At 40.8% G+C, this 24,565-nt stretch carries 16 protein-coding genes; 10 read left to right on the top strand and 6 right to left on the bottom strand.

Going from position 1 to position 24,565, the window contains the following annotated elements; genetic code table 11:
- Positions 1–97: 97 nt before the first annotated feature.
- Both FCR2A7T_RS01395 and FCR2A7T_RS01390 read right to left on the bottom strand, forming a co-directional pair.
- On the bottom strand, positions 98–1,999 hold the full coding sequence (locus FCR2A7T_RS01395; RefSeq protein ID WP_023569477.1) for a S9 family peptidase: 1,902 nt from the start codon (positions 1,997–1,999) through the stop codon (positions 98–100).
- A gap of 127 nt (positions 2,000–2,126) precedes the next feature.
- Positions 2,127–6,065, bottom strand: coding sequence for a reprolysin-like metallopeptidase (locus tag FCR2A7T_RS01390; protein WP_023569476.1), 3,939 nt, complete (start codon positions 6,063–6,065; stop codon positions 2,127–2,129).
- A 340-nt stretch (positions 6,066–6,405) separates the two neighbouring features.
- Here FCR2A7T_RS01390 and FCR2A7T_RS01385 point away from each other — a divergent pair, with 340 nt between their 5' ends.
- The 10 genes from FCR2A7T_RS01385 to FCR2A7T_RS01340 all read left to right on the top strand — a co-directional run bounded on the left by FCR2A7T_RS01385 (position 6,406) and on the right by FCR2A7T_RS01340 (position 18,579).
- Positions 6,406–7,641 (top strand): dicarboxylate/amino acid:cation symporter, encoded by a 1,236-nt coding sequence (locus tag FCR2A7T_RS01385; protein WP_023569475.1) that lies wholly within the window; start codon positions 6,406–6,408, stop codon positions 7,639–7,641.
- A gap of 19 nt (positions 7,642–7,660) precedes the next feature.
- Positions 7,661–8,347, top strand: coding sequence for a DedA family protein (locus FCR2A7T_RS01380; RefSeq protein WP_023569474.1), 687 nt, complete (start codon positions 7,661–7,663; stop codon positions 8,345–8,347).
- A gap of 5 nt (positions 8,348–8,352) precedes the next feature.
- Entirely contained in the window at positions 8,353–9,465 is a 1,113-nt protein-coding gene (locus FCR2A7T_RS01375) for an NAD(P)/FAD-dependent oxidoreductase (protein ID WP_023569473.1), read from the top strand.
- A complete protein-coding gene (mtgA, locus tag FCR2A7T_RS01370) occupies positions 9,466–10,224 on the top strand; it encodes a monofunctional biosynthetic peptidoglycan transglycosylase (RefSeq protein WP_023569472.1) in 759 nt (252 codons plus the stop codon).
- A gap of 1 nt (position 10,225) precedes the next feature.
- Positions 10,226–11,041 carry an SDR family NAD(P)-dependent oxidoreductase gene (locus FCR2A7T_RS01365; protein ID WP_023569471.1) on the top strand — a complete coding sequence of 272 codons (816 nt, stop codon included), beginning with the start codon at positions 10,226–10,228 and terminating at the stop codon, positions 11,039–11,041.
- Between the two features lie 116 nt (positions 11,042–11,157).
- Positions 11,158–14,130, top strand: a complete 2,973-nt coding sequence (locus FCR2A7T_RS01360) for a sensor histidine kinase (protein ID WP_023569470.1) — start codon at positions 11,158–11,160, stop codon at positions 14,128–14,130.
- Positions 14,131–14,217: 87 nt separating this feature from the next.
- The gene (locus FCR2A7T_RS01355; protein ID WP_023569469.1) at positions 14,218–14,970 is read left to right on the top strand and encodes a LytR/AlgR family response regulator transcription factor; all 753 of its coding nucleotides are present in this window, start codon (positions 14,218–14,220) and stop codon (positions 14,968–14,970) included.
- A 100-nt stretch (positions 14,971–15,070) separates the two neighbouring features.
- The gene (locus FCR2A7T_RS01350) at positions 15,071–17,314 is read left to right on the top strand and encodes a T9SS type A sorting domain-containing protein (RefSeq protein WP_023569467.1); all 2,244 of its coding nucleotides are present in this window, start codon (positions 15,071–15,073) and stop codon (positions 17,312–17,314) included.
- 26 nt (positions 17,315–17,340) lie between these two features.
- The gene (locus tag FCR2A7T_RS01345) at positions 17,341–17,661 is read left to right on the top strand and encodes a hypothetical protein (protein ID WP_023569466.1); all 321 of its coding nucleotides are present in this window, start codon (positions 17,341–17,343) and stop codon (positions 17,659–17,661) included.
- Between the two features lie 117 nt (positions 17,662–17,778).
- Positions 17,779–18,579 carry a TIGR00266 family protein gene (locus tag FCR2A7T_RS01340; protein ID WP_023569465.1) on the top strand — a complete coding sequence of 267 codons (801 nt, stop codon included), beginning with the start codon at positions 17,779–17,781 and terminating at the stop codon, positions 18,577–18,579.
- A 72-nt stretch (positions 18,580–18,651) separates the two neighbouring features.
- Here FCR2A7T_RS01340 and FCR2A7T_RS01335 read toward each other — a convergent pair whose 3' ends face one another.
- The 4 genes from FCR2A7T_RS01335 to FCR2A7T_RS01320 form a co-directional block, all read right to left on the bottom strand.
- Positions 18,652–20,712, bottom strand: a complete 2,061-nt coding sequence (locus FCR2A7T_RS01335; protein WP_394330441.1) for a prolyl oligopeptidase family serine peptidase — start codon at positions 20,710–20,712, stop codon at positions 18,652–18,654.
- A gap of 154 nt (positions 20,713–20,866) precedes the next feature.
- A complete protein-coding gene (locus FCR2A7T_RS01330) occupies positions 20,867–23,071 on the bottom strand; it encodes a TonB-dependent receptor (protein ID WP_023569463.1) in 2,205 nt (734 codons plus the stop codon).
- Between the two features lie 54 nt (positions 23,072–23,125).
- Positions 23,126–23,476, bottom strand: coding sequence for a hypothetical protein (locus FCR2A7T_RS01325; protein ID WP_023569462.1), 351 nt, complete (start codon positions 23,474–23,476; stop codon positions 23,126–23,128).
- Between the two features lie 82 nt (positions 23,477–23,558).
- Positions 23,559–24,548 carry an aspartate-semialdehyde dehydrogenase gene (locus tag FCR2A7T_RS01320; protein WP_023569461.1) on the bottom strand — a complete coding sequence of 330 codons (990 nt, stop codon included), beginning with the start codon at positions 24,546–24,548 and terminating at the stop codon, positions 23,559–23,561.
- Between the last annotated feature and the right edge of the window lie 17 nt (positions 24,549–24,565).

The following is a 24,565-nucleotide window of genomic DNA, read 5'->3' as shown; positions in this document are numbered from 1 at the left end:
TGTTACAATTTAAAAGACATTTTAACAACAATTTATACTTTCATTAAGGAAAAATCCCGTCTTCTGTTTTAAAACAAGACGGGATTTTTTTAAGAGATTATAATGTTTCTTTCAGCCATTTGAAAAATTCACGTTGCCAAACCTGGGCATTTTGTGGTTTTAGCACCCAGTGGTTTTCTTCCGGGAAAAGTAAGAAACGGCTTTTGATGCCTTTTAACTGTGCTGCTTGGAAAGCTTCCTGTCCTTGTCCGATAGGCACACGGTAATCTTTTCCGCCCTGGATAATCAAAATTGGCGTGTTCCAGTTGTTTACCATATTGATTGGGTTAAATTTGGTGTACGCTTTTTGAGCATCGGCATTGTCTTTTTCCCAATACGCTCCACCGTGATCGAAGTTGTTAAAGAATACTTCTTCAGTAGTTCCGTACATACTTTGCAGGTTGAAAACACCGCAATGGGAAATGAATGTTTTGAAACGATTGTTGTGAATTCCGGCTAAGTAAAATACCGAATAACCTCCATAACTAGCGCCTACAGCACCCAGGCGGCTTTTGTCTACATAGGATTCTTTAGAAACGTCATCAATCGCTGAAAGGTAATCGTCCATTACTTGTCCGCCCCAATCCTTACTGATGTCTTCGTTCCATTTCACACCGTGACCCGGCATTCCGCGACGGTTTGGCGCCACAACGATGTAGCCTTGAGCTGCCATGGTCTGGAAATTCCAACGGAACGAATAATATTGGGTTAAGGCACTTTGTGGTCCGCCCTGACAGTATAATAAGGCTGGATATTTTTTAGTTTTATCGAAATTGGGAGGAAGGATTACCCAAACCAGCATTTTTTTACCATCCGTAGTCGTTACGTAACGTCTTTCGGTTTTGCTTAAAGCTAATTTGCTGTAAATCTCAGTGTTCACATTGGTAATTTGTTTCCATGCTTTTTTCTTGAATTCATAAGAATAAATTTCCGAAGCATGATTCATGTCGTTTCTTGCCAGAATTACTTTTCCTTCGGTGAAACCAACAATTTCCGTAACATCGAAATCGCCGTTGGTAATTTGTCTTACCGTAACTGCAATTTTGGTCAGTCCCGGGAAATTCACTTCAAAGAGTTGTTTGGTTCCGTCTACGGCTGCTATGAAATATACTTTCTTGGCATCGGCACTCCATTTGAAACTTTCTACGGTTCCGTCCCAAGCGGCTGTCAAATTGATGTCCATGCCTTTGAAACGAACAATGATGTCGTTTTTATCGGCTTCATAACCATCGCGTTTCATTTGCAACCACGTTAAATCTCCTTTTGGTGAAAACGAAGGATGGGTGTCGTATCCTAAATTGGTTTCGGTTAAATTTCTGGTGGTTTTGGTTTCGATATTGTATTCGTACAAATCGGTATTGGTACTGATGGCATAAGCCGTTCCCGATTTCTTTTTGCATACATAAATGATGCTTTTGCCGTCGGGTGACCAAATGTAATCTTCGTCCCCACCATGCGGTTTTTGCGGCGTATCGAACGCTTCTCCCTTCATGATATCCACCGGAATGGCTTTGTCGTTGTTCTCTGAAAAGAAAACATGGTTGTGTGTTCCGTCGTTCCAGGTATCCCAATGACGGTAATCCAAACCGTCGTAAACTTGTGCATCGGCTTTTTTAAGTTCGGGATAAAGGTCTTTTCCTAATATTTTTTCAACTTTGACTTCTTTGTGCAGCAGTTTGTACTTACCGTCGGAAGAACTGTTTTTGTCGGCCACTAAATCTTTGGTGTCGGTTACTTCTGTTGCTGTTCCTCCGTTCACCGGAATTGTATAATATTTTGCATTTGATTTGTTTTCTTCCACAGAAGGGGTAGAAACTTTGTAGACGATATTTTTTCCGTCTTTAGAAATGCCAAGCGGTGTAACACGGCCGAGTTTCCAAAGCAATTCCGGAGTCATGACATCCTGTGCCGTTGCGGTTAATCCCATCATTCCAAGTGTTAAAATAAGGAGTTTTTTCATTGTAATTTTTTTTTTGAAAGAAAGCCTAAAAGTAATGAATTTATCGATAGCGTAGATTCTGAAAACGGATTTAACAAAAAAGGTCTTCCGTTACAGAAGACCTTTTATAAGTTGAATTACTACTTTATTATTTCTTAATGAAACGTTTTGTAGTTACATTATCGTTGTCGGAAATTTCCAAAATATAGTTTCCGGATCCAATGTTTGTAATGTCGATGGCACCGTTGTTGAATTTACCTTTCAGTACCGACTGACCTAATAAATTGTATACAGTGAAAGTTGCGTTTTCTGAAACTTCCGTTGCGTTAATCACGTTAGTTGCAGGGTTCGGGTACAATTTAACTGCAGAAAGGGTGTTGGTTGGTTCCAATTCTTTCGCTGCAGAAGTGATGTTTACCGTATAATCTTCCACCTGACCGTAAGAGAATGCTTCACAAGATGTTGGAACACCATTGTATTTCATGGAAACTCTCATTCTTGTAGCCCCTAAAGTTGCAGTTGCAGGAATGGTGAATGTTCCGCTTACAGGGGTGGTGGTTGAAGCAGCGTTGCTCCATACTAATTCCCCAGCATCAGTGAAAACACCGTTTTGGTTGTAATCGATCCAAACGGCATAGCCTTCTGAGTAAACCGTTGATGTCCATGACGGCGTGATAGTGATCGTGTTTGAAGAACCGCGGGCTGCGTTTGTCGATAATGCAGTGAAGTTTTCGTATCCGGCAGTACCTGTTGAAGTATTGCTGATGGTTCCAAAAACAACTTTTCCGATTTTTTCATCTGCAGTACTGTTTCCTTGTGATGTACAGTAAGTAATTGTTGCTGCTAAAGTAGTTACATTAACCGTGTTGCTTGCTGCAGAAACATTTCCGGCCGCATCTTTTGCTTTTACAGAGAAAGTATAAGCAGTAGCAGCGGTTAAACCGGTTGCAGTATAAGTGGTAGCAGTTACTGTTCCTAATAGAGTAGTTCCTCTGTAAACATCGTATCCGGTTACACCTACGTTATCTGTAGCTGCTGTCCAAGATAGGTTTGTAGTTGTTTGTGTTGTACCTGAAGCGGTTAGACTTGTTGGAGCAGTAGGAGCAGTAGTGTCTGCTGTTCCCGCTACTAAATTAACAGTATAGTCTTCCACTTGTCCGTAATCAAAGGCTCCACAGGCAGCAGGTATTGTATTGTAACGCATCGAAACACGCATTCTTGTTGAAGTTGCTGTAGCAGTAGCAGAAACGGTGAATGTGCCTGAAACCGGCGTAGTGGAAACAGCGGCGTTGCTCCATACCAATTCTCCGGCATCATCAAAATCTTTATCCCCGTTATAGTCAATCCAAACCGCATATCCTTCAGCATAAGCCGTTGAAGTCCATGTCGGTGTTACCGTAATCGTTGCTGTTGCTCCTTTGGTAAGGTTTGTTGAAATTGAAGTGAAATCGGTATATCCGGTTCCTCCGGTAGAAGCGTTGTTGATGGTTCCGATTTGTACTCTTCCGATTTGTTCGTCGGCCACGCTGTTTCCTTGTGCAGTACAGTAAGCAGCAGTTGCTGCTAATGTTGTCACGTTAACCGTGTTGCTTGCCGCAGAAACATTTCCGGCCGCGTCTTTTGCTTTAACAGAGAACGTATAAGCTGTTGTAGCGGTTAAACCGGTTACATTATAAGTTGTAGTTGCTACAGTACCTAATAATGTTGCTCCTTGATAAACATCATAACCTGTTACGGCAACGTTGTCTGTAGCGGCAGTCCAAGATAAATTGGTGGTAGTTTGTGTGGTTCCGGAAGCTGTTAAACTTGTTGGAGCCGATGGTGCTGTTGTATCTGAAACTGCTAAAGTAGTTACATTAACCGTGTTGCTTGCTGCAGAAACATTTCCGGCCGCGTCTTTTGCTTTAACAGAGAACGTATAAGCCGTCGCAGCAGTTAATCCCGTTACATTATAAGTAGTGGTAGCTACAGTTCCTAAAAGCGTCGTGCCTCTGTATACGTCATATCCGGTTACGCCTACATTATCCGTGGCAGCAGTCCATGATAAATTCGTAGTGGTAGTTGTAGTTCCTGAGGCTGTTAAGCTTGTTGGTGCCGATGGAGCTGTGGTGTCAGCGGTTCCTGCAGTAATGGTGAAATTAGTATTCGATACATCAAAGAAAATATGATTACTTCCTTTTACCATAATTCTATTTTGTGTTCCGGCAGTATTTGGGACCGTAATAGTCTGAGTTCCGTCATTTGGCGTTGCCGCTAATAAAGTAGACCAGGTTGTACCTCCGTTGGTTGAAATTAAAATGTCAACATTGGCACAGTTTACACCGTTGGCAGTGGTTCCGGCTACATTCCAGGTTACCGTTTGTGTGGATCCGCCAGCCCAGGAAACTGCTGTATTTGGTGCGCTTACCGTGAATGGTCCGGCAGTTCCGTTAACGGTAACAATCATGTCGTCACTGTTATTGGCGGAACCACCTGCTCGGTTGTCACGAACAGTAAATCTGAAATTCATGGTTCTGGCTACCGATGGAACGGCTTCAACAGTAATTTCCGATCCGGCAGTTGTCGTTGCGCCTGTTAAAACTGATGACATTTTAGGGAAATATCGTGTTGTGGAAGTGGTTGGGGCATAAGATCTGAAAGTAGGTCCCGATGTTTTTGTAGCACTGGCGGCAGAACTTGCTCCTGTTTGTGTAGAAGAAGAGCTGTCCATTTGTTCCCAAACATAGGTAAGGGCATCCCCGTTAGCATCCGTGCCGGATCCTGTTAACATAAACGGAGTACTTTTTGGAATGGTATAATCTAAACCGGCTGAAGCGGTCGGAATTGCATTTCCGGTTGCGGTACTGGTCTGACAGGTTTTAGTTTTAATATTGTTGGTTACCTGTTGAATACTAGCCGCATGGAAAAAAGCATCAGAATGTGCCTGAATGTCCTGGCTGGTAATTCCAGCGTAGCCCATAATCGTCGAGCCACTACCCGGTTCTACGTTAACACCTGTTCCTTCGTTGCTATGGGAAAAAGTATGATTCGCGCCAAATTGATGGCCTAATTCGTGAGCCACATAGTCGATGTCAAAGTTATCTCCAGAAGGAATTCCGTCGGAAGGCGAAGTGTAACCGCTTCCTTTTTGTCCGTTTACACAGATACATCCGATACATCCTGCGTTACCACCGCCTCCGGATGCTCCGAAAAGGTGTCCCACATCGTAATTGGCTTCTCCGATTACGGAAGTTAACGTTGACTGCAATTCGGAATTCCATGCGCCTCCTGTACCGGTTGCAGCGGCAGAATACGGATCAGTGGACGCTGAGGTATAAATCACGGCATCGTTGTTTGCAATCAGGTTCATGCGCACATTGAAGTCTTTTTCGAAAACCCCGTTAACGCGTGTCATGGTGTTGTTGATTGCGGCCAATGCCAATGCTTTTGTTCCGCCAAAATAAGCGGTATATTCTCCAGTTACGGACATTGCCAAACGGAAAGTTCTCAAGGTTCCGTCGTCTGCATTTGGGCGGGCAGTCAACTCCGTATTGGTAAGCGTTGATGCCGCGTTGTCCATTACTTTACAGTCAAAATGTGAAAACGATTGCAGTTTGTCTGCTTTTCTGTAAACGCTATATGTTTTTAAATCTTGCGTAAGCGGTTCAATAAAAACAGCCGATTGGTCTGCGTTTAATTGCATGGTCTGAAGTCCTAACGGAGAGACACTGAAATAGATGATAGCCGTTGGATTGTCAACTCCTTGGCCTACATAAGATTTGATTTCAGGATAACGTGCTGCTAAACCGGGTTCCATGTTGGAAGCTTCCAAAATGCGGAAACGCTCTAATTGACCTTCAGCGTTGGGAAAGGAAACGATAACATTGGATTTCCCTGAATTAACGCCTCTTTTGGGAGAATTAGCCAAAGCATTTTTTAAGCTCTCGATATCTAAATCGAAGAGATTTTTAGTAGGCAGAGTAGCTCCTCTTTGTGTAGTAACGGCGTTACTTTTTTTTGAAGAAGCCTTCCAAAACGAAGTTCCGTTCTGAGCGAAAGAGAAACTCGTAAATGCCAGTAAAGCAATCGAAAGTAATCTGTACTTCATAATTTTTTGGTTGTTTATTGATTTGTGGTTTTTTTGGTTTTCATCGCAAATATATTTAACATTTTTATTAAATAGTTAAAAAAATATAACAAACAATGCATTTAACGCAAAATAAAAACAGAATAAATGAATTAACTACAGTATTTTCTTGATATAAAATACTACAAAAAGTTTTTTTATTGCGAATTATGTATTTCATGAGGTTTTTGTAAAGTGAAAATTACAGATTTCGTAAATCTTTGTTTTTTAAAGTTTTAGAATGGAATCCTGTTTTTATTCCATAAAGAAAAGGTCGTTTCAAAAAATATGACTATTTTCACGGACTAAAATTGATTTTGAAGTGAAAAATAACAACAATAAACTCTTTATAGCGATTATTGTCGCATTGCTGCTTGGGGTGATTCTGGGAGGAGTCATTCACTATCAGTTTCCGGAGATAAAAGAAGCTTTCGCTAAGAACATAAAACTGTTGGGGACTTTTTTTATCAGAATGGTTCAAATGATTATCGCACCGTTAGTGTTCACAACATTGGTGGTGGGTATTGCCAAAATGGGCGACATGAAAATGGTGGGGCGTGTAGGAGCCAAAGCAATGGGGTGGTTCATTACCGCATCATTGATTTCTTTATTGTTGGGAATGGTTCTGGTCAATACATTAGCACCCGGAAAAGGAACCAACATTAAAATGGAGGATACGTCATCAGCTTCTGAATTATTGGAAAAAACCCAATCATTTTCGCTGGAAGAATTTGTAAAACACGTGGTTCCGAAAAGTATTTTTGAAGCTTTTGCCACCAATGAAATCCTTCAAATCGTTATCTTCTCAATCCTTTTCGGAATTGCCTTGTCCACTTTAGGAAAGGAAGGGAAATCAGTTATAAAGTTGTTCGATAAAATTTCCCATGTGGTTCTGAAAATGGTAACCTATATCATGTGGTTGGCTCCGCTTGGTGTTTTTGGAGCTGTAGCGGCTGCCGTTGCGAATTACGGATTTGAAATCTTCAGTCTGTACGCCAATTATCTTTTGGCTTTTGCCATCGGAATTATCTTGCTTTGGATTTTATTGCTTTTCGTTGGGTATTTGATTTTAGGAAACCGCCTTTGGACGTTACTGAAAAGAATCAAAAGCCCTTTATTGATAGCGTTTTCAACAACCAGTAGTGAAGCCGTTTTTCCAAAAATGGTGGAAGAATTGGAGCGTTTCGGTTGTCAGCCCCGCATCGTATCGTTTACATTGCCTTTGGGGTATTCGTTCAATCTAGACGGAAGCATGATGTACATGACTTTCGCCAGTATTTTTATCGCTCAGGTATACGGAATCGATATGCCGTTAGACAAACAGTTAACGATGTTGTTGGTGCTAATGCTTACCAGTAAAGGGGTTGCCGGTGTGCCTAGAGCGTCCTTAATTGTAGTAGTGGCTACTTGTGCGATGTTCGGTATCCCGCCGGAAGGTATCGCCCTGATTTTACCAATCGACCATTTTTGTGATATGGCAAGAAGTATGACCAATGTGCTTGGGAATGCTTTGGCCACCAGCGCAGTCGATAAATGGGAAACAAAAAGAGAAATTTAAATTTTAAAGAAATATCCAAATGAAAGAAGATTTTCACTGGACACAGTTACTAAATCCCGAATTTTACATCAATCTTGAAATCGCCGGTCACCATATCGGAATCTACATCGTATTGTTTATCGTTTTTGCCGAAACAGGTTTGTTTGCCGGTTTCTTCTTGCCCGGAGACAGTCTTTTGTTTCTTTCCGGTATTTACAGTGAAACCTTAATGCGCGAACTTGTAGTTATTGAAAATGAGTTTACTAATGTTGCTGTTTTAGCGACTCTTGTGGCTATTTCAGGAATCATTGGAAATATTGTCGGATATTGGTTTGGAGCCAAAAGCGGACATTACTTGTACTCCAAAGAAGATAATTTCTGGTTCAAGAAAAAATATTTAATCCAATCGCGTTTGTTTTTTGAAAAACACGGAGGAAGAGCCATTATTTTTGCCCGATTCCTGCCGATTATCAGAACTTTTGCGCCAATTGTAGCCGGTATTGTCCAAATGGAAAAGAAGAAGTTTATGTTTTTCAACATTTTGAGTTCTTTCCTATGGTCGTTCATCCTGATTTTCGCAGGACATTATCTTTATACTTATTTGTTAGAGCGTAATATCATTGATCTGAAGAAAAACATCGAACTAATTGTAATTGGAATTATTTTGATTTCTACAGCGCCTTTGGTTATTAACTCGATTAAAAATAAATTGAAAGCAAGAAAATAAACCGTATGAATGTTAGCTTTTGGGAACTGAAAAATTGGTTTACCAACGTTGATTATACCATTGTTGGCAGCGGAATTGTGGGATTGCATACCGCACTGCGCCTTCGTGAGCGTTTCCCGGAAAGTAAGATTCTGGTGCTGGAAAAAGGAATTTTACCCGAAGGTGCCAGTACCAAAAACGCCGGTTTTGCCTGCTTCGGAAGCCTTTCCGAAATTATTGAAGACCTTAAAAATTACAGTGAGGAGGAAGTCATCCAACTCATTCAAAAACGTTGGAATGGTTTGCAGTTGTTGCGCAAACGGTTGGGCGATGCTACAATTGATTTTAAACCATACGGCGGTTATGAAATTTTTCTCAAAGAAGATGAAAGTACGTATGCCGAATGTTTGCAGAAACTGCCTTTCGTAAATGATATTCTGAAACCGCTTTTCAGAACGGATGTTTTTGCAAAAGAAATGGATCGTTTTGACTTCAAAGGCATTCACGAGTATTTGATTTTTAATCCATTTGAAGGACAAATCGATACCGGAAACATGATGCAGGCCTTATTAAAACAAGCCATCGTAAATGATATCCTGATTTTAAACCAACAAACGGTAACCGATTTTCACGATTCTGATAATGGGGTTCAGATTCATACGCGGAATTTCACCTTCACTTCCAAAAAAGTGCTTTTTGCCACTAACGGTTTCGCTGGTAACATTACCGAGGGAGCGGTACGTCCGGCTCGAGCACAGGTTTTGATAACCGAACCGATTCCGAATCTCGATATCAAAGGAACGTTTCATATTGATGGTGGCTATTATTATTTTAGAAATATTGGCGACCGGATTTTATTTGGTGGTGGAAGAAACCTCGATTTTGAAGGCGAAACCACTTCAGAATTCGGCCTGACCGAAAAAATACAACACCGCTTGGAGCAATTGCTTTCTGAAGTGATTTTGCCCAATACGGATTATAAAATTGCCCACCGCTGGAGTGGCATTATGGGCTTGGGTTCCCACAAAAAACCAATCGTTGAACAATTGTCCGCTAATGTATATTGCGGCGTCCGCCTGGGTGGAATGGGCGTTGCCATAGGGAGTTTGGTAGGACAGGAATTAGCAGATTTAGTATAAATGGCAACAAAGAAACCAGTAAAAAAACAACCGGCCAAACCAAAATCAAAAACCGAAAAACGTAGCCTAAGACGAAGAATCGTCGTGTTTTTCCTGAAGCTGTTTTTGTGGTTATTCGGTTTGTCCATATTGTCGGTGATTATTTTCAAATTTGTACCCGTACCGTTTACGCCTTTAATGATTACCCGTGCTTTGGAACAACAGGAAGCCGGAAAAGAAATGACTTGCAGCCACGATTGGGTGCCGTTGGAAGATATTTCGACGAATCTTCAAAAAGCGGTGATTGCCAGCGAGGATGGTAATTTTCTTAAACACAACGGTTTCGATTTTAAAGCCTTAGCCAATGCTTATGAAAGCAATCAGAAAGGAAAAAAATTAAAAGGAGGCAGTACCATTTCACAGCAAACCGCCAAAAATGTTTTCCTGTGGCAGGGCAGAAGTTACCTGCGCAAAGGACTGGAAGCTTACTTTACTGTTTTGATTGAACTGATTTGGGGCAAAGAACGCATCATGGAAGTGTATCTGAACAGTATCGAAATGGGCGATGGCGTTTACGGGGCACAAGCCGCGAGTGAACATTGGTACCGAAAAGACGCCAAAGACTTATCCAAATATGAAGCGGCCGGAATTGCGGCTATTTTGCCTAATCCAAGAAAATTTAAAGCGTCCAATTCATCGTCGTATACCAACAGAAGAAAAGATAAAATCGTTCGAATAATGCGACATGTGGGAAAAATTAATTACGATAAATCGGAATAAGATGAAAACGGTATTGATAACTGGAGCTTCCAGCGGAATAGGAAAAGAAACGGCCAGATATTTTTCCCAAAACGGTTGGCATGTAATAGCTACGATGACTTGTTTAGATCACGGAAAAGAAGTCGTGGCACTTCCCAATGTGAGCAGTTATCTGTTGGATGTAACCTCTACCGAAAGCATTGAAGCAGCCAAAACAGAAATTCTCAAAAATCACACCACCATCGATGCAATTATCAACAATGCAGGAATCGGATACCGCAGTTTTGTAGAACTTTCCGAGGACGATAAAATCAAGCATATCGTTGATGTGAATTGGTTGGGCGTGGTAAAAATTTGCAGGGCGTTTATCCCCGTTTTCAGAACGCAGGGGTACGGCCAGTTTATCAATATTTCTTCGATTGCCGGGTTGGTGAATTTGCCTTTGGGCAGTTTTTACCATTCCACTAAAAAAGCGGTGGAAAGCTTCTCGGAATGCATGTCGTATGAGTTGATTGATTTTAATATCAGTGTGAGTACCGTTCAGTTTGGTAATGCTCCAACGGCTTTTCAGAGTCATGTAACCAAATCCGATCCATCAGAAATCCCTTCTTACAACAGAATGATGGAAAAGATTACAGATATTCTGCATAAGAAAACAAAGAAAAACACCAACCTGACACCCGAGATAACCAAAACCTTATTCAGTATCGCCAACAATCCGAACAAAAGTTTTACCCGTTACACCATCGGATTTGATGCAAATGCAATGCGATTGTTGCGTTCAAAATTAGGCTATAAATTATTCAACCGAGTAATCCGAAAATCTGTTTTAGGGTAAATTGTTCGGGAAAGTATGGTCGTAACCGTCAATTCAGCAACAAAAACGATACTTTTAAAAAGAAAAAAGGTCTATTTTAATTTCATTCCACTATTTTTATTTTTTTAAATGCGTTTTTGAAAAAGAAAGTAGTCTATATATTCCTTTTTTTATGCGTCACATTCCTGCACGCGCAACAACCCGTAACTATCCAGCTCACGGAAAAAGACGGCTTACCCGATATCGAATTTTATGATGTATTGGAAGACCGTAACGGCTTTATTTGGTTGGCAGCCGATAAAGGACTCTACCGCTATGACGGTAAAACGTTTCTGAATTATACGCATTCGGAAAAAAGAGGGCTTTCGGTTTTCGGATTATTTGAAGATTTCAAAGGTAACATTTGGTGCAATACCATTTCGGGTCAGTTTTTTTATATCGAAAAAGGGAAAATGCACCTGTTTACCGATTTAAAAGACGAGCTCAAAGGACAGCTGCCCGAATTCGTGATACACAACCAACATCTTATTGCTTTTTCCGAAAAAGGGGTTTTCAAAATCAATCTCACCACCAGAAAACGAGACATCATTAAAGACAGGATTTCAAAATTACCCTATTACGGTTATCCTTTTTTTTATGAAAAGCAGCTGTATTTTGTATTGTCCAATCAAATCAAAAAAATCTCGGAAAAAGGTACCATTGAAGACGTTTTTACTTTCGAGAAAAAGATGGTTGAAACGAAAAATAATGCTTTTTGCAAATTGGATTCGGCCTTGTTTTTTTCTTCCTATTTTGAAAACCGACAGCATTTTTTTGTAAAAGCAAGCCCATCGGCACCCTTTAAGAGCATTGGAATACCGCAGCAATTGGTTGATAAAACGATTGTTCGGGTGCTGTATAAGGACAATCTGCTTTGGTTTTGTACCAATCAGGGTGTAATTGTTTGTTCCTGGAACGGAAAAGAACTTCATTATAAAGCCACCTATCTGTCTTCAGAATACATCACAAAAATTATCAAGGACAAAAACAATAATTTCTGGCTTACTTCCCTTCGCAATGGTGTTTTTGTAATGCCCAATATTTATGTAAAGAAAGTCGGTTTACAGAAAAATTCCGGTCAGATTACCGCTATGGAGTCGGTAGACAAAACGCATCTTGTTTTTGGAACAACCGAAGGCGAAATCGGTGTTTTGAATAAGGAAACGCTGCAAACGACTTCTTTTCCATTGCTTTCTTCGGCTAAAGTTTCACAAATCGTGTATAATGAAGCGTATCGGGCAGTTTTTATAAGTCAGGAATCACAATCGTATTTGTGGAATTTAAACAATAATACACTTACGACAACACCTTATTTTACGGCTTCCAAAGGCATGGCAATCGCTAACGATAACGCATTGCTGAATGCCAGTTACGATCGGGCTACATTGCTGATAAACCCGTTTTCGGATTTCAGGATCTCCAGTAAGGAGCTGTCGTTTCAAAAACCACGTTTCATATCGGATAAGGTAAGTTTCAGTGTGACGGATCTGCGAATGAAAAGAGCCTATACCTGTTTGTACAGTAAAGTGGAAAAATCCAATTATGTTGGGTTTGTAGACGAATTGATACGGTTTGATTCGTTGGGGAACCAGACGGTAATTCGCCATAAAAACCAGCCCATTTTTGCAATCGATATGGAAGAAACGCAAGATGGAACACTATGGGTTTCAACTTTTAAAGACGGGATTTTAGGGATTAAAAATCAAAAGGTGATCTGCAATTATACCACTGTTAACGGTTTGTTGTCCAATCAGACCGGGAAATTGAAAAGTGATGGTAACCAACTGTGGTTAGTTACGGATCAGGGGGTTCAGGTCTTGGATGTTCTTTCGGGGAGATTTAAAAATCTAACCAAAAATGAAGGTTTGGAAAGTTATGCGATTTCCGATATTGAGATTGCTTCCAATCAGGTATTTCTGTCCTCCAACAAAGGGCTTTTTGTGCTTGATAAAGAGAATAGCTTTAAAAGAACAGTGCAGCCAATCCTTTATTTTACAGGTGTCAGTATTCAGGAAAAAGACACGGTATTGCAATCGGAATATACATTGGATTATGATAAGAATGCCATAAAAATCGGTTTCAATGCAAACGGATTCCAATCGTCCGAAAGCATCGTTTACCACTACCGTCTCCTCGGACTGAACGACAAATGGCTGTCGTTGGAAAAAGGCATCGATTTTGTACGCTACTCGAGTTTACCTTCCGGGAATTTTGTGTTTGAAGTTAAAGCGGTGAATCACAACGGAATCGCTTCGACACCCATCAGTATGAAACTTTCCGTCAATGCGCCGTTCTGGCAAAAGTGGTGGTTTTATGTTTTGGTCTCTTTGTTGTTTGTTTCTGTTTTTTGGATGTACTTCCGAGTGCGTTTGAAACGTGCCGAAAAGGAAAAACAAATCGCCTTGGAAAAAGCGGAAATCGATAAGGAACTGGTGTTTTCACAGCTCGAGAATCTGCGGTCACAAATGAATCCGCATTTTATTTTCAACGCGTTAAACTCAATTCAGGAGTACATCGTAACCAACGAAAAGGACACGGCCAGCGCTTATTTGGTCAAATTTTCAAGACTAATCCGGATTTATCTGGAGCACAGTCGTGAAAGTGAAGTGCCCTTGGAAGAAGAATTAAAGGCTTTGCGTTTGTATCTGGAACTGGAAAAAGACCGATTTGAAGACGCTTTGGAGTATACGATTTCAGTGGATGAAAATCTCGATACGTTTTCGGTAAAAATTCCTTCCTTGTTTCTTCAGCCGTATATTGAAAATGCGCTGAAACACGGATTACTGCATAAAAAAGACAACAGAATACTGACGATTTCTTTTACCTTAAACGATAAAAAAGACGGATTGCTTTGTGCCATCACCGATAACGGTATCGGAAGAGAAGCTTCGGCGGCCTTGAACAGTAAACGGGCCTATTTGCACAAATCGTTTGCTACCAGCGCCAATGCGAAACGAATCGAGTTAATCAACAAAACAAGAATTCGGAAAACAACGGTAACGATAGAGGATTTGTACGACGAAAACAACAAAGCTCAAGGAACACGGGTCGCTATTTTTATTCCGTTTTGATCGTTTTTGGAAAAGAAGCGCTTTGTTTCGGAAAGAAAACGGGAAGTATTCCGATTTAATAATGACATTTGTACTAAATCAAAGGCAATGAAAGTAATAATCATAGACGATGAAAATAAGGCGAGACGCTTAATCAGTACGCTTATCGCAGAACAATGTCCCGATATTTCGGAGCAATATGAAGCTTCCGATTTGGAATCGGGTGTGGCTTTAATCAAAGAACACAAGCCGGATATAGTTTTTCTGGATATCGAAATGCCCAAATATTCCGGCTTGCAGATAGCCGAGTTTTTTGAACCGAACGAAATCAGTTTTCAGATCATTTTCATTACAGCCTATAATGAATATGCGGTTCAGGCCTTCAAACTTTCGGCGGTGGATTATATTTTAAAGCCTATCGACGTAACCGAACTGAAAAATGCCATAGTCAAAGCCCAAAAAAATATTGATAAAAACAGCATAACCGACAAGTTGGACAATTTAAAAAAAGTGTTCCAGCAATTGTCGCTCAATAAAATGATATTAGAAGTGCCGAAAGGAATCCTGTTTGTTTCGCACGATGATATCGTACTGTTCGAAGCCGATGGCATGTATACCAAAGTGTACATGAAAAACAGCGAAACGCAACTCATCTGTAAACCACTCAAGCATTTTGTGGATCAGTTGGAAGACAAACCGATTTTTTACAAACCGCATCGTTCCTATTTGCTCAATTTGAAGTATATGAAGGAACTGTCAAAAAAAGACGGTTTCCACATCGTCATGGAAAACAACAAAACCATACCGATTGCCAAAGACAAAAAAGACGAATTTCTAGAAATGATTCAGGATTTGTTTTAAAAATCGGTTTCAGAAAAAAATAAAGTCGATTCAGAAAAAAATTGTTAAATAAATAGTTCGTCTGATTGACATTTGCTTCAAATATTAAATCAGACTAACTATGAAGCCAAAATTACTTGTTTTACTTGCGTTTTTCTCTTTCCTGAAAGTTACGGCACAGATTCCTACTACAGGATTAATCAAAGATTACAAGTTTACCAATGGTGCATTAACCAGCGATGTGAACCCGCTTTTAAATTCGGGTACACCAACACTTGTTGCGACAGGAGCATCTAGAACCATCCAAACCGACCGAAACAATGAAGCCAATAAAGCCATTGCGTTAAACGGCGATTGGTTTTCTGCCGGTGGAACCAATGCGCAATATGTAAATTCTTTCGGAATCAGCTTTTGGGTAAAGACAAGTACGAATACCGCAGAAAAAAAATACATTTTCGACCAATTTGTGCAAACAAACCCTTGCGGTTGGTCGGTAGCCTTGCAGAACGGCAAAATGGTGTTCAACGCACAAAGCAATGTCAGCGTAAATTCAACCTACACCTTAGGACAAGTAGCCGAATTGATTTCACCCAATACCGTCGTTGATAATAATTGGCACCATGTGTATTGTCAGGCCAAGACAACAGAATCGCTTTATTTTGACGGTGCTTATTATCACAGTACAGGAACAACGGTCTATGATATGTATATTGACAATGTATTGGTTACTACCGATACGAAAACGTTGGTCGGGTATTTTACGGTTTCCCAAGTGTTGCGCCGCAGAGCGATGAATGCCACCCAGCCACTGTATATTGCCAAAAGTACGAATGTTGCCAATACCGGAATGTATACAGATGGTATCGATCAGATCCATTGGTATGAAACCAGTTTACTACCGGCTGAAATCGAACAGTTGTTTGTAGAAGACAAACCGTTAACGCCAATTTATGTTAACGCCAATGCCACGGGAAGCAATAACGGCACATCTTGGAACAACGCCTATACGAATTTGCAAACGGCTTTGGACGCTGCAGTGGTTTCCATAAATGAGATTTGGGTGGCCGGCGGAATGTATAAGCCCAACGGAACTGCCCGAACTTCCAGCTTTTTAATGAAATCCAATTTAAAGATATACGGCGGATTTAACGGAACCGAAACCCTGAGAGAACAAAGAAATCCAACGGCAAACCCAACGGTTTTGAGTGGGGATTTGTCCGGAAATGACACTTCGGTGATAACGGCTGCAGAAAGTTCGCGTCAGGATAATTCCTATCATGTGGTTTCGCTGGTGGGAAATGTCAGAGATGTTTATCTTGACGGTTTTACCATAAGCGGCGGAAATGCAAACGGCGGCACACAAACCGGGGGCGCAGGTGCCACACAGTATTATCATACCCGTGGGGGTGCAATTTATCTGAATCCGTATATGGCAAATGATAACACTTCCATAAAATTACAAAATTGTATTCTGGAAAAGAATTCCGGATCGGATACAGGAGTGTTTGCGGCGTATTTTGCCAACAGTGTGTCGAATTTAAGCTATAACGGCATTTTCGAAAACTGTATCATCCGAAACAACTATTCCGGAACCAATGCGCAATTTTTGGTTAACGGCGCCAGTGGCTACAGCTGGTATGGTACTGCAACGATTACGAATTCATTATTCCACAACAATGTTAGCGGTACCGGACCTTCGTGTCTGTATTTCAGTGCAAGTTTTGCCAACAGTGGAACAGCTTTGGGGATCAATGCCAACGTAATTAACTGTACTTTCAGCAACAATACCGGTGTAAATGGTAATGTGTTGCGTACGGATAACGGTTCAAATTCGTATATACGGAATTCAATCATTTACGGTAATGGTTCGACAACGCCTATTAATCCAACAGGAACCGGTGGTTCACTTTTAACCAATACGATTTCGGAAGGCGGGCAAATTAGCGGAATCAATTCGAATCCGTTGTTCAATCCGGATTATACTTTACAGGCATCGTCACCAGCCATCAATGCGGGAAACAATACGTATGTTCCCGGAACGGTTTTAGTGGATTTGGCCGGAAACAACCGAATTGTAAACACTACAGTGGATATGGGGGCATATGAATATAGTGCTACATTGAGTACTGCGCATTTTCAATCGTTACAAAATTTTACGGTATATCCGAATCCGTCAAGCGGAATAATTACTGTCGCAACCACGAGTCCGATTGAAAAAGTGGAAGTATACACCTTGTTGGGAACAAAAGTGAAAAATTCAAAGGATGCTCAAATGGATATTGCATCATTACCTGACGGAATTTATTTGCTTACAGTGGAAACTACCGACGGTAAAACAGGAACAAAACGAATCGTAAAAAAATAGTATCTTTAGATTTAAAAACAAACAAAATGAAAAAAATAGTATTGATTTTGAGCGTGGTGGTTTTCTCCTCTTTCACAAACATTACAGACGATACTCTTAGCAACATTGTAAAAAAAGAAGTGGTTGTAAGCGATAGTTTTTCCTTGATTAACGATACAAAAGATAAAATTTCTATTCACACTGGGACCGGATTTGTTTCTTTGAATAAAGGGGGTAAAACCAGCGTAGGATGTAATGTGGGAAAAGAAGTCCGTTGGGCCGACAGCGGAAAGAAAGGCGAGGTGATTTTTAAAATTACTGCCGAGATGTGTGGAAAAACCTTAAAGTTGTCTGAGTTAATGAAGTAATATACCATGAAATATTGTAAAAAAACCGAAAGCAAATTTGTTTTCGGTTTTTTTGTTTTTCAGTAACATTTTTCAGCGCATTACGTCTAATTGTCATAATCAAAAAACAAAACAATCATGCAGGCACACGAAATCGATTACCATATTTATGGTGAAGAAATGCAATATGTAGAAATAGAATTGGATCCGCAGGAAGTAGTAATTGCCGAAGCCGGCAGTTTTATGATGATGGAAAACGGTATCAAAATGGAAACGATTTTCGGAGACGGATCGGGGGAACAAACCGGACTTTTCGGGAAATTATTATCCGCAGGGAAACGCGTTTTAACCGGTGAAAGTTTATTCATGACAGCGTATATGAATCAAGACGGCGGAAAACGAAAAGTGTCGTTTGCTTCACCTTATCCGGGAAAAATTGTTCCGATTGACTTGACACAATACCAAGGAAAATTCATTTGTCAGAAGGATTCGTTCCTTTGTGCCGCGAAAGGGGTTTCCGTAGGAATCGAATTCTCGAAGAAATTAGGTCGCGGCTTGTTCGGTGGCGAGGGTTTCATCATGCAGAAAATTGAAGGCGACGGAATGGCATTCGTACACTCAGGAGGCACTTTAGCCCGTAAAGAACTCCAGCCGGGTGAAGTGTTGAAAGTAGATACCGGATGTATTGTAGGTTTTACAAAAGATGTTGATTACGATATCGAATTCATAGGTGGTATCAAGAATTCCGTTTTTGGCGGAGAAGGATTGTTCTATGCGACACTTCGCGGGCCTGGAATCGTTTATATTCAGTCGTTGCCGTTCAGTCGTTTGGCCGACCGTATCATTGCATCCGCACCACAAGCAGGCGGAAGCGGAAGAGAAGAAGGCAGTTTGTTAGGCGGTTTAGGACGAATGTTGGATGGCGATAATCGATTCTAATTAACTATAAAATTGAAAAGAGGCTGTCTGTATTTTAGGCAGCCTCTTTTTTATGGTGTTTAGTAATCAAATTTAGTTCTTAAAGTTCGGAAGTGTTTTAATTCCCATATTAAAAAGTGTAAACGCCTGCATATCCACATTTTCCTGAATGGTAGCTGCCACGGATTTTCCTGCTCCATGGCCTGCATTAATGTCAATACGAATCAACGTTGGATTGTTTCCGGTTTGTTTGTCTTGTAATTCGGCGGCAAATTTGAAACTGTGTGCCGGTACCACGCGGTCGTCATGATCTCCGGTAGTAACCATTGTTGCCGGATAGTTTACCCCTTTTTTTACATTGTGTACCGGAGAATAACCTTTGATGTAGTTAAACATTTCCGCGGATTCTTCGGAAGTACCGTAATCATACGCCCAACCGGCTCCGGCTGTGAAGGTGTGGTAACGCAGCATGTCCAAAACACCCACGGCCGGCAAAGCGACTTTCATTAAATCAGGACGTTGGGTCATCGTGGCGCCCACCAGCAATCCGCCATTCGAACCGCCTTTTACCGCTAAATAATCGGATGAGGTGTATTTTTCTTTTATTAAATATTCTGCGGCAGCGATAAAATCGTCAAACACATTTTGTTTCTGCATTTTCGTACCGGCATCGTGCCATTTCTTACCATATTCGCCACCACCGCGCAAGTTCGGAACGGCATAAATTCCACCGTTTTCCATCCAAATTACATTCGAAATACTGAAAGTCGGTGTCAAACTCACGTTGAATCCACCGTAGCCGTACAACATAGTTGGGTTTTTACCGTCCAGTTTCAATCCTTTTTTATGGGTAATAATCATCGGGATTTTAGTTCCGTCTTTGGAAGTGTAGAAAACTTGTTTGGAAACATAATCTTCTCCGTTAAAGTCCACTTTCGGTTTTTCATAAACGGCAGAACTTCCCGCTTTCGGTTCAAACGAATAAATGGTTCCCGGAGTGATGTAATTGGTAAATGAATAATACAATGTTTTTTCGTCTTTTTTTCCGCCAAAACCACCCGCTGTTCCGACATCCGGTAAGGTGATTTCGCGGACTAATTTTCCGTTATAATCGTATTGTTTCACCATCGAAACGGCATCTTTCATATAGTGAGCAAAGAAATAACCGCTTCCGGTAGAAGGCGATAAAACGTTTTCGGTTTCTGCTATGAAATCTTTCCAGTTTTCGGGTTTCGGATTACTGAAATCTGCAGTAACAATTTTTTTGTTCGGAGCATTGAAATCGGTTACGATGAATAATTTCGTGCCTTCGTTTTCAATAATGTAACTCGAAGTTTTGAAATGGTCAACGATAGTGATAATCGGACTGTTTTCTTTAGATAAATCTTTGATGTACAACTCGTTGCCGTAGGTTGAATTGGCCGCGGTGATGATTAAGAATTTGTCGTCTTCGGTTACGCTTCCGCCCACATAACGTCTTTTTTGGTCTAAGCCGAAGATGACTTTATCGTCTTTCTGAGCCGTACCCAATTTATGGTAGTACAATTTGTGCTGATCGGTTTTAGCCGACAATTCGCTTCCTTTCGGTTTGTCGTAACTCGAATAATAAAAACCTTCATTGCCTTTCCAGGAAACACCGCTGAATTTCACATCGACAATCGTGTCTTCAATCACTTTTTTGGTAATTGCATCCATGATGATGACTTTTCGCCAATCGCTTCCGCCTTCCGAAATCGCATAGGCCACTTTGGAACCGTCTTTGGAAAAATCCAATCCGCCCAGGGAAGTCGTACCGTCTTTGGAAAACGTATTCGGATCCAAGAAGATTTCTTCTTTACCGGAAGCATCTTTTCGGTACAAAACCGACTGATTCTGCAAACCGTTGTTTTTATAATAATAAGTATAATTTCCTTCTTTAAATGGCGCACTGATTTTTTCGTAATTCCACAATTTTTCCATGCGGGCTTTTATTGCATCACGATACGGAATCTGTTTAAGATAACCGTAAGTTACTTCGTTTTGAGCTTTTACCCAGGCACCGGTTTCGGCAGAACGATCGTCTTCAAGCCAGCGATAAGGGTCATTCACTTTTGTACCGAAATACGTATCGGTGTGTTCGATTTTTTTGGTCTCGGGATATTTGATCTCGCCCATATTTTTAGGAGCTTGCGCATTTAGGGTTAAACTACAGATTACAGCAGTTGAGGTTACGATTTTTCTCATGTGTTGTTTTTTGATTTCTCAAATATAAGTATTCTGAAATTTTAAAATGTTAAAAAAAGCTATCGGTTAGGATAGCTTTTCGGTGTTAAAAATTGAAATTCAGACCCAAAATAATGTTGCGCCCGATATTCGGAATACCATCCACTTTTAATCGGGACAAATGCGGGATGTAGGTTTTATTCAAAAGATTATTGGCGTTTAACGACAAATCGAATTTGGTTTTTCCAATGTTGATGTTTCCGCCAAAGCCTAAATTCAACAAGGTGTAATCGTTTGATTTGGTTTCGAAAACACTGTTGTTGTTCTGCTTCAGAATATGGTCCAAATTCACCAAAGCATATCCTTTTTTAAACCATTGTCGGATATCGAATTCCGTACGAATCGTATTTGAAAATTTGTTGGCCGGAATCAGCGGTAAATATTCGCCCGTGTCTTTTTTACCGGTGACACTTTCAAAACTGCTCGTAAAATGAAGCCAGTCCAAAGGATGCGGATGGTAATGAATACCGATTTCCCCGCCGTATAAGGCTGCATTATCCTGAACGTAATCAAACACGTTGTTCCCATCGATGCTGGTTCCGGTAGGTGAAAGGAAAATGTAATTGTTGATATGATTGTAGAAACCATTAGCAAAAAACTCAAAATGCGCGTTACCGTATTCCAGATTTAAATCGGTTTGAAGGTTTTGTTCGTTTTTTAAATCAGCATTTCCAATTTCATAACGGTTACTTCCTTCATGAACGCCGTTGGAAGTAAGTTCGGCTAAATTCGGAGCACGGAAACCTGTTGCCATGTTTAGTCGAAGGGTCAGATTCTCACGTAATTTGGTTTTGTAACCCAACGAAGTATTAAAGCTTTCAAACGTTTTGTCGATGGCTTTAAAATACCCTTCTTCACCGGAAATTCCGTGTGTTTCCGAGCGGATTGCTCTGCGGTCATAGCGAATTCCGGCTTGTAGCGTATGCGATTTCCATTCGTAATTGGAGGTAATCAAACCGCCAATATCGTTGGTAGTGGCGTTTGGAATTAACAATTCGGCACCGTTGTTCTCATTTGTCTGATGCAAGCCCTGAATTCCGATAATCGTTTCCAGATTCCCGGATTTTGGAAGGTAGTATTTCACATTGTAGCTCGCCGTTTTCAGTTTCATGTGCAAAGCGATTTCATCCAAAGCTTCCAATTCTTTGCGATTGTTGTAGGTATATCCCAAATCGGCTTCCAGTTTCGAATTTCGGAAGAAAAATTTCTGATGCCAGCTCAACATGTGATTGTCGATGTCCTGTTTCGGATACAAGGGTGTTCTGAAATTGGTGTTTTCAAGATCTGTTTCCGGTAAGCCGATATTTAGATTGTTGTAAGTATATCGGAATTCAGAGTTGTAATAAGTGTCTGAATATCCAATTCCGATTTTATAATCTTTTTCGATAAAACGCGTGTTGGTCACTTTTTCGCCCGACGGAATTTTATAATCCGCATGGGTGGAATAACTCGCTCTTGTGAGTAATTTCCATTTTTCAGAGGAGGATTTGATACCAAAAGTGGAATTGCTTCCCTGTGTATTCGAAAATAATTTCTGATTGAAATTGCCCATGAAAGCGTTTGGTTTGGCAAATTTCTCCGGATTAAAATACAACACGCCACCCAACGCATCCGAACCGTATAATAACGAGGCTGGTCCTTTGATGACTTCGACACTTTCAACACCGGCATCACTCATGCCCAAGCCGTGTTCTTCGCCAAATTGTTGGTTTTCTAATCGGACGCCCTGAGAATAAACTAAGACCCGATTGCCGCTCAAACCACGAATTACCGGTTTCCCAATCGATGTTCCCGTAGAAATTTGTGCCACGCCGGGGATGGTCGCCAATCCTTCCACTAAGGTTGCCGCTCCTTTCTGCTGCAATTGTTTGACCGACTGATGTTCCACTTTCATTACATTTTGCGATTGCAGTTTGTTGAAAACCGTGGAAATAATCATTTCGTCCATGTGGGTGGTGGCTTCTTCCAAAATAACATTCAAATCGGTTTCTTTCTGATCAAGCGAAACCCTAACGGTTTTGTTGGTATAGCTTATTGCCGAGAAAGAGATGCTGAACGTTCCGCTGGGTAAATCGGTAAACTGATAAGTACCATTGGCGTCCGAAACGGTTTCTTTGTGCAGTTCCGGGATCGAAACGGTTACACTTTCAATAGGTTTGTTGTTGTGGTCTGAAACAGTACCACGAAGGGTGTTTTGCCCAATGGCAAATATCGAAAACCCTATGAATAGGGCTGTTAAAAATGATTTCATAAGTTAAGATTGAAATATTGTATAAAATGTTACGCCGAAAAAACGGCAGAAAAATTATCCAATACAACAAGGAGGTCCCCGAAGCGGGACGAAATGGCCTGAAAAAACAAGCGGTTTTTCGGTAATCGAAAAAATCAGGGTTTTGGAAATCTGATTTTTTACAAACGCAAAAGAGAAAAACTGAACCGGAATATAATTGCTGAACGAAAACTCACAGGTAAAACAATCATCAAAATTATGGTGACTGTGTGAGAATTCGGTTTTGGACGAATTGTATTTGTGGTCGCAGTGTTTTTCCGAAAACTGCTTTGCCAAATGCTCATACGAATGCGCTGATTGAAACAATAATGCGAACAGTATTGTAATCAGTAAAGCAAGGCTGAGATGTTGCAGTTTTTTGTTCATGCCCTACAAAGATAGTAAAGCCAAAAGAAAAATCCGTTTAACTTTTACGCTAAACGGATTTCTGTAATTATTTTTATCGGTATTATACCAATTTGTTCTCCACAAGATATTCTGCAATCTGAACGGCATTGGTAGCAGCACCTTTGCGTAAATTATCAGCAACAATCCACATGTTTAGGGTGTTGGGCTGACTTTCATCACGGCGAATTCTGCCTACGAAAACATCGTTTTTGCCTTCCGCATACAAAGGCATCGGATACGTAAACGTGTCGATATTGTCCTGAACAGTAATTCCTGGAGTATTGTGCAAAATAGAGCGTACTTCGCTAACCTCGAAATCGTTTTCAAATTCCACATTCACCGCTTCGCTATGTCCTCCGACTACCGGAACACGAACCGCTGTAGCCGTTACGGCAATGGTTTTGTCTTCTAATATTTTTTGGGTTTCACGAACCAGTTTCATTTCTTCTTTAGTATAGCCATTTTCCTCAAAAACATCACATTGCGGAATAGCATTGCGGTGAATCGGATATTTATAAGCCATTTCTCCTTGAATGCCCGCATATTCGTTTTCCAACTGACGAACCGCTTTTACTCCCGTTCCCGTAATGGATTGGTAAGTGGAAACAATAATTCGTTTGATGTCGTATTTTTTATGCAAAGGCGCCAAAGCCATTACCATTTGAATCGTCGAACAGTTTGGATTGGCAATGATTTTATCGTCTTTTGTCAATATTGATGCATTGATTTCCGGGACCACTAATTTTTTGGTCGGATCCATTCTCCAGGCCGAAGAATTGTCGATTACCGTTGTACCCGCAGCTGCAAATTTTGGAGCCCATTCTTTCGAAGTATCGCCTCCGGCAGAAAACACCGCAATGTCCGCTTTCATATCAACGGCAGTTTGCATGCCAACCACTTTGTATTTGTTTCCTTTGAATTCGATTTCTTTTCCAACAGATTTTTCAGAGGCTACGGGAATTAACTCGGTAATCGGGAAGTTGCGTTCCGCTAAAACCTTAAGCATTACTTCGCCCACCATTCCGGTGGCTCCAACAACGGCTACTTTCATTTTAATGTGTGTGTTTT

The organism is Flavobacterium cauense R2A-7 (genome assembly GCF_000498475.1).
GTDB classification, from domain to species: Bacteria; Bacteroidota; Bacteroidia; order Flavobacteriales; family Flavobacteriaceae; genus Flavobacterium; species Flavobacterium cauense.
The sequence above is the reverse complement of the archived record's forward strand: the minus strand, read 5'-3'. Positions and strand labels throughout refer to the sequence as shown.

Excerpts from the sequence above, each read along its gene's own strand:
- FCR2A7T_RS01345 (WP_023569466.1), top strand. The coding sequence starts at position 17,341 with ATGAAAAAAATAGTATTGATTTTGAGCGTGGTGGTTTTCTCCTCTTTC.
- FCR2A7T_RS01330 (WP_023569463.1), bottom strand. The coding sequence starts at position 23,071 with ATGAAATCATTTTTAACAGCCCTATTCATAGGGTTTTCGATATTTGCC.
- FCR2A7T_RS01340 (WP_023569465.1), top strand. The coding sequence starts at position 17,779 with ATGCAGGCACACGAAATCGATTACCATATTTATGGTGAAGAAATGCAA.
- FCR2A7T_RS01320 (WP_023569461.1), bottom strand. The coding sequence starts at position 24,548 with ATGAAAGTAGCCGTTGTTGGAGCCACCGGAATGGTGGGCGAAGTAATG.
- FCR2A7T_RS01325 (WP_023569462.1), bottom strand. The coding sequence starts at position 23,476 with ATGAACAAAAAACTGCAACATCTCAGCCTTGCTTTACTGATTACAATA.
- FCR2A7T_RS01375 (WP_023569473.1), top strand. The coding sequence starts at position 8,353 with ATGAATGTTAGCTTTTGGGAACTGAAAAATTGGTTTACCAACGTTGAT.
- mtgA (WP_023569472.1), top strand. The coding sequence starts at position 9,466 with ATGGCAACAAAGAAACCAGTAAAAAAACAACCGGCCAAACCAAAATCA.
- FCR2A7T_RS01355 (WP_023569469.1), top strand. The coding sequence starts at position 14,218 with ATGAAAGTAATAATCATAGACGATGAAAATAAGGCGAGACGCTTAATC.
- FCR2A7T_RS01350 (WP_023569467.1), top strand. The coding sequence starts at position 15,071 with ATGAAGCCAAAATTACTTGTTTTACTTGCGTTTTTCTCTTTCCTGAAA.
- FCR2A7T_RS01390 (WP_023569476.1), bottom strand. The coding sequence starts at position 6,065 with ATGAAGTACAGATTACTTTCGATTGCTTTACTGGCATTTACGAGTTTC.
- FCR2A7T_RS01380 (WP_023569474.1), top strand. The coding sequence starts at position 7,661 with ATGAAAGAAGATTTTCACTGGACACAGTTACTAAATCCCGAATTTTAC.
- FCR2A7T_RS01335 (WP_394330441.1), bottom strand. The coding sequence starts at position 20,712 with ATGGGCGAGATCAAATATCCCGAGACCAAAAAAATCGAACACACCGAT.
- FCR2A7T_RS01365 (WP_023569471.1), top strand. The coding sequence starts at position 10,226 with ATGAAAACGGTATTGATAACTGGAGCTTCCAGCGGAATAGGAAAAGAA.
- FCR2A7T_RS01395 (WP_023569477.1), bottom strand. The coding sequence starts at position 1,999 with ATGAAAAAACTCCTTATTTTAACACTTGGAATGATGGGATTAACCGCA.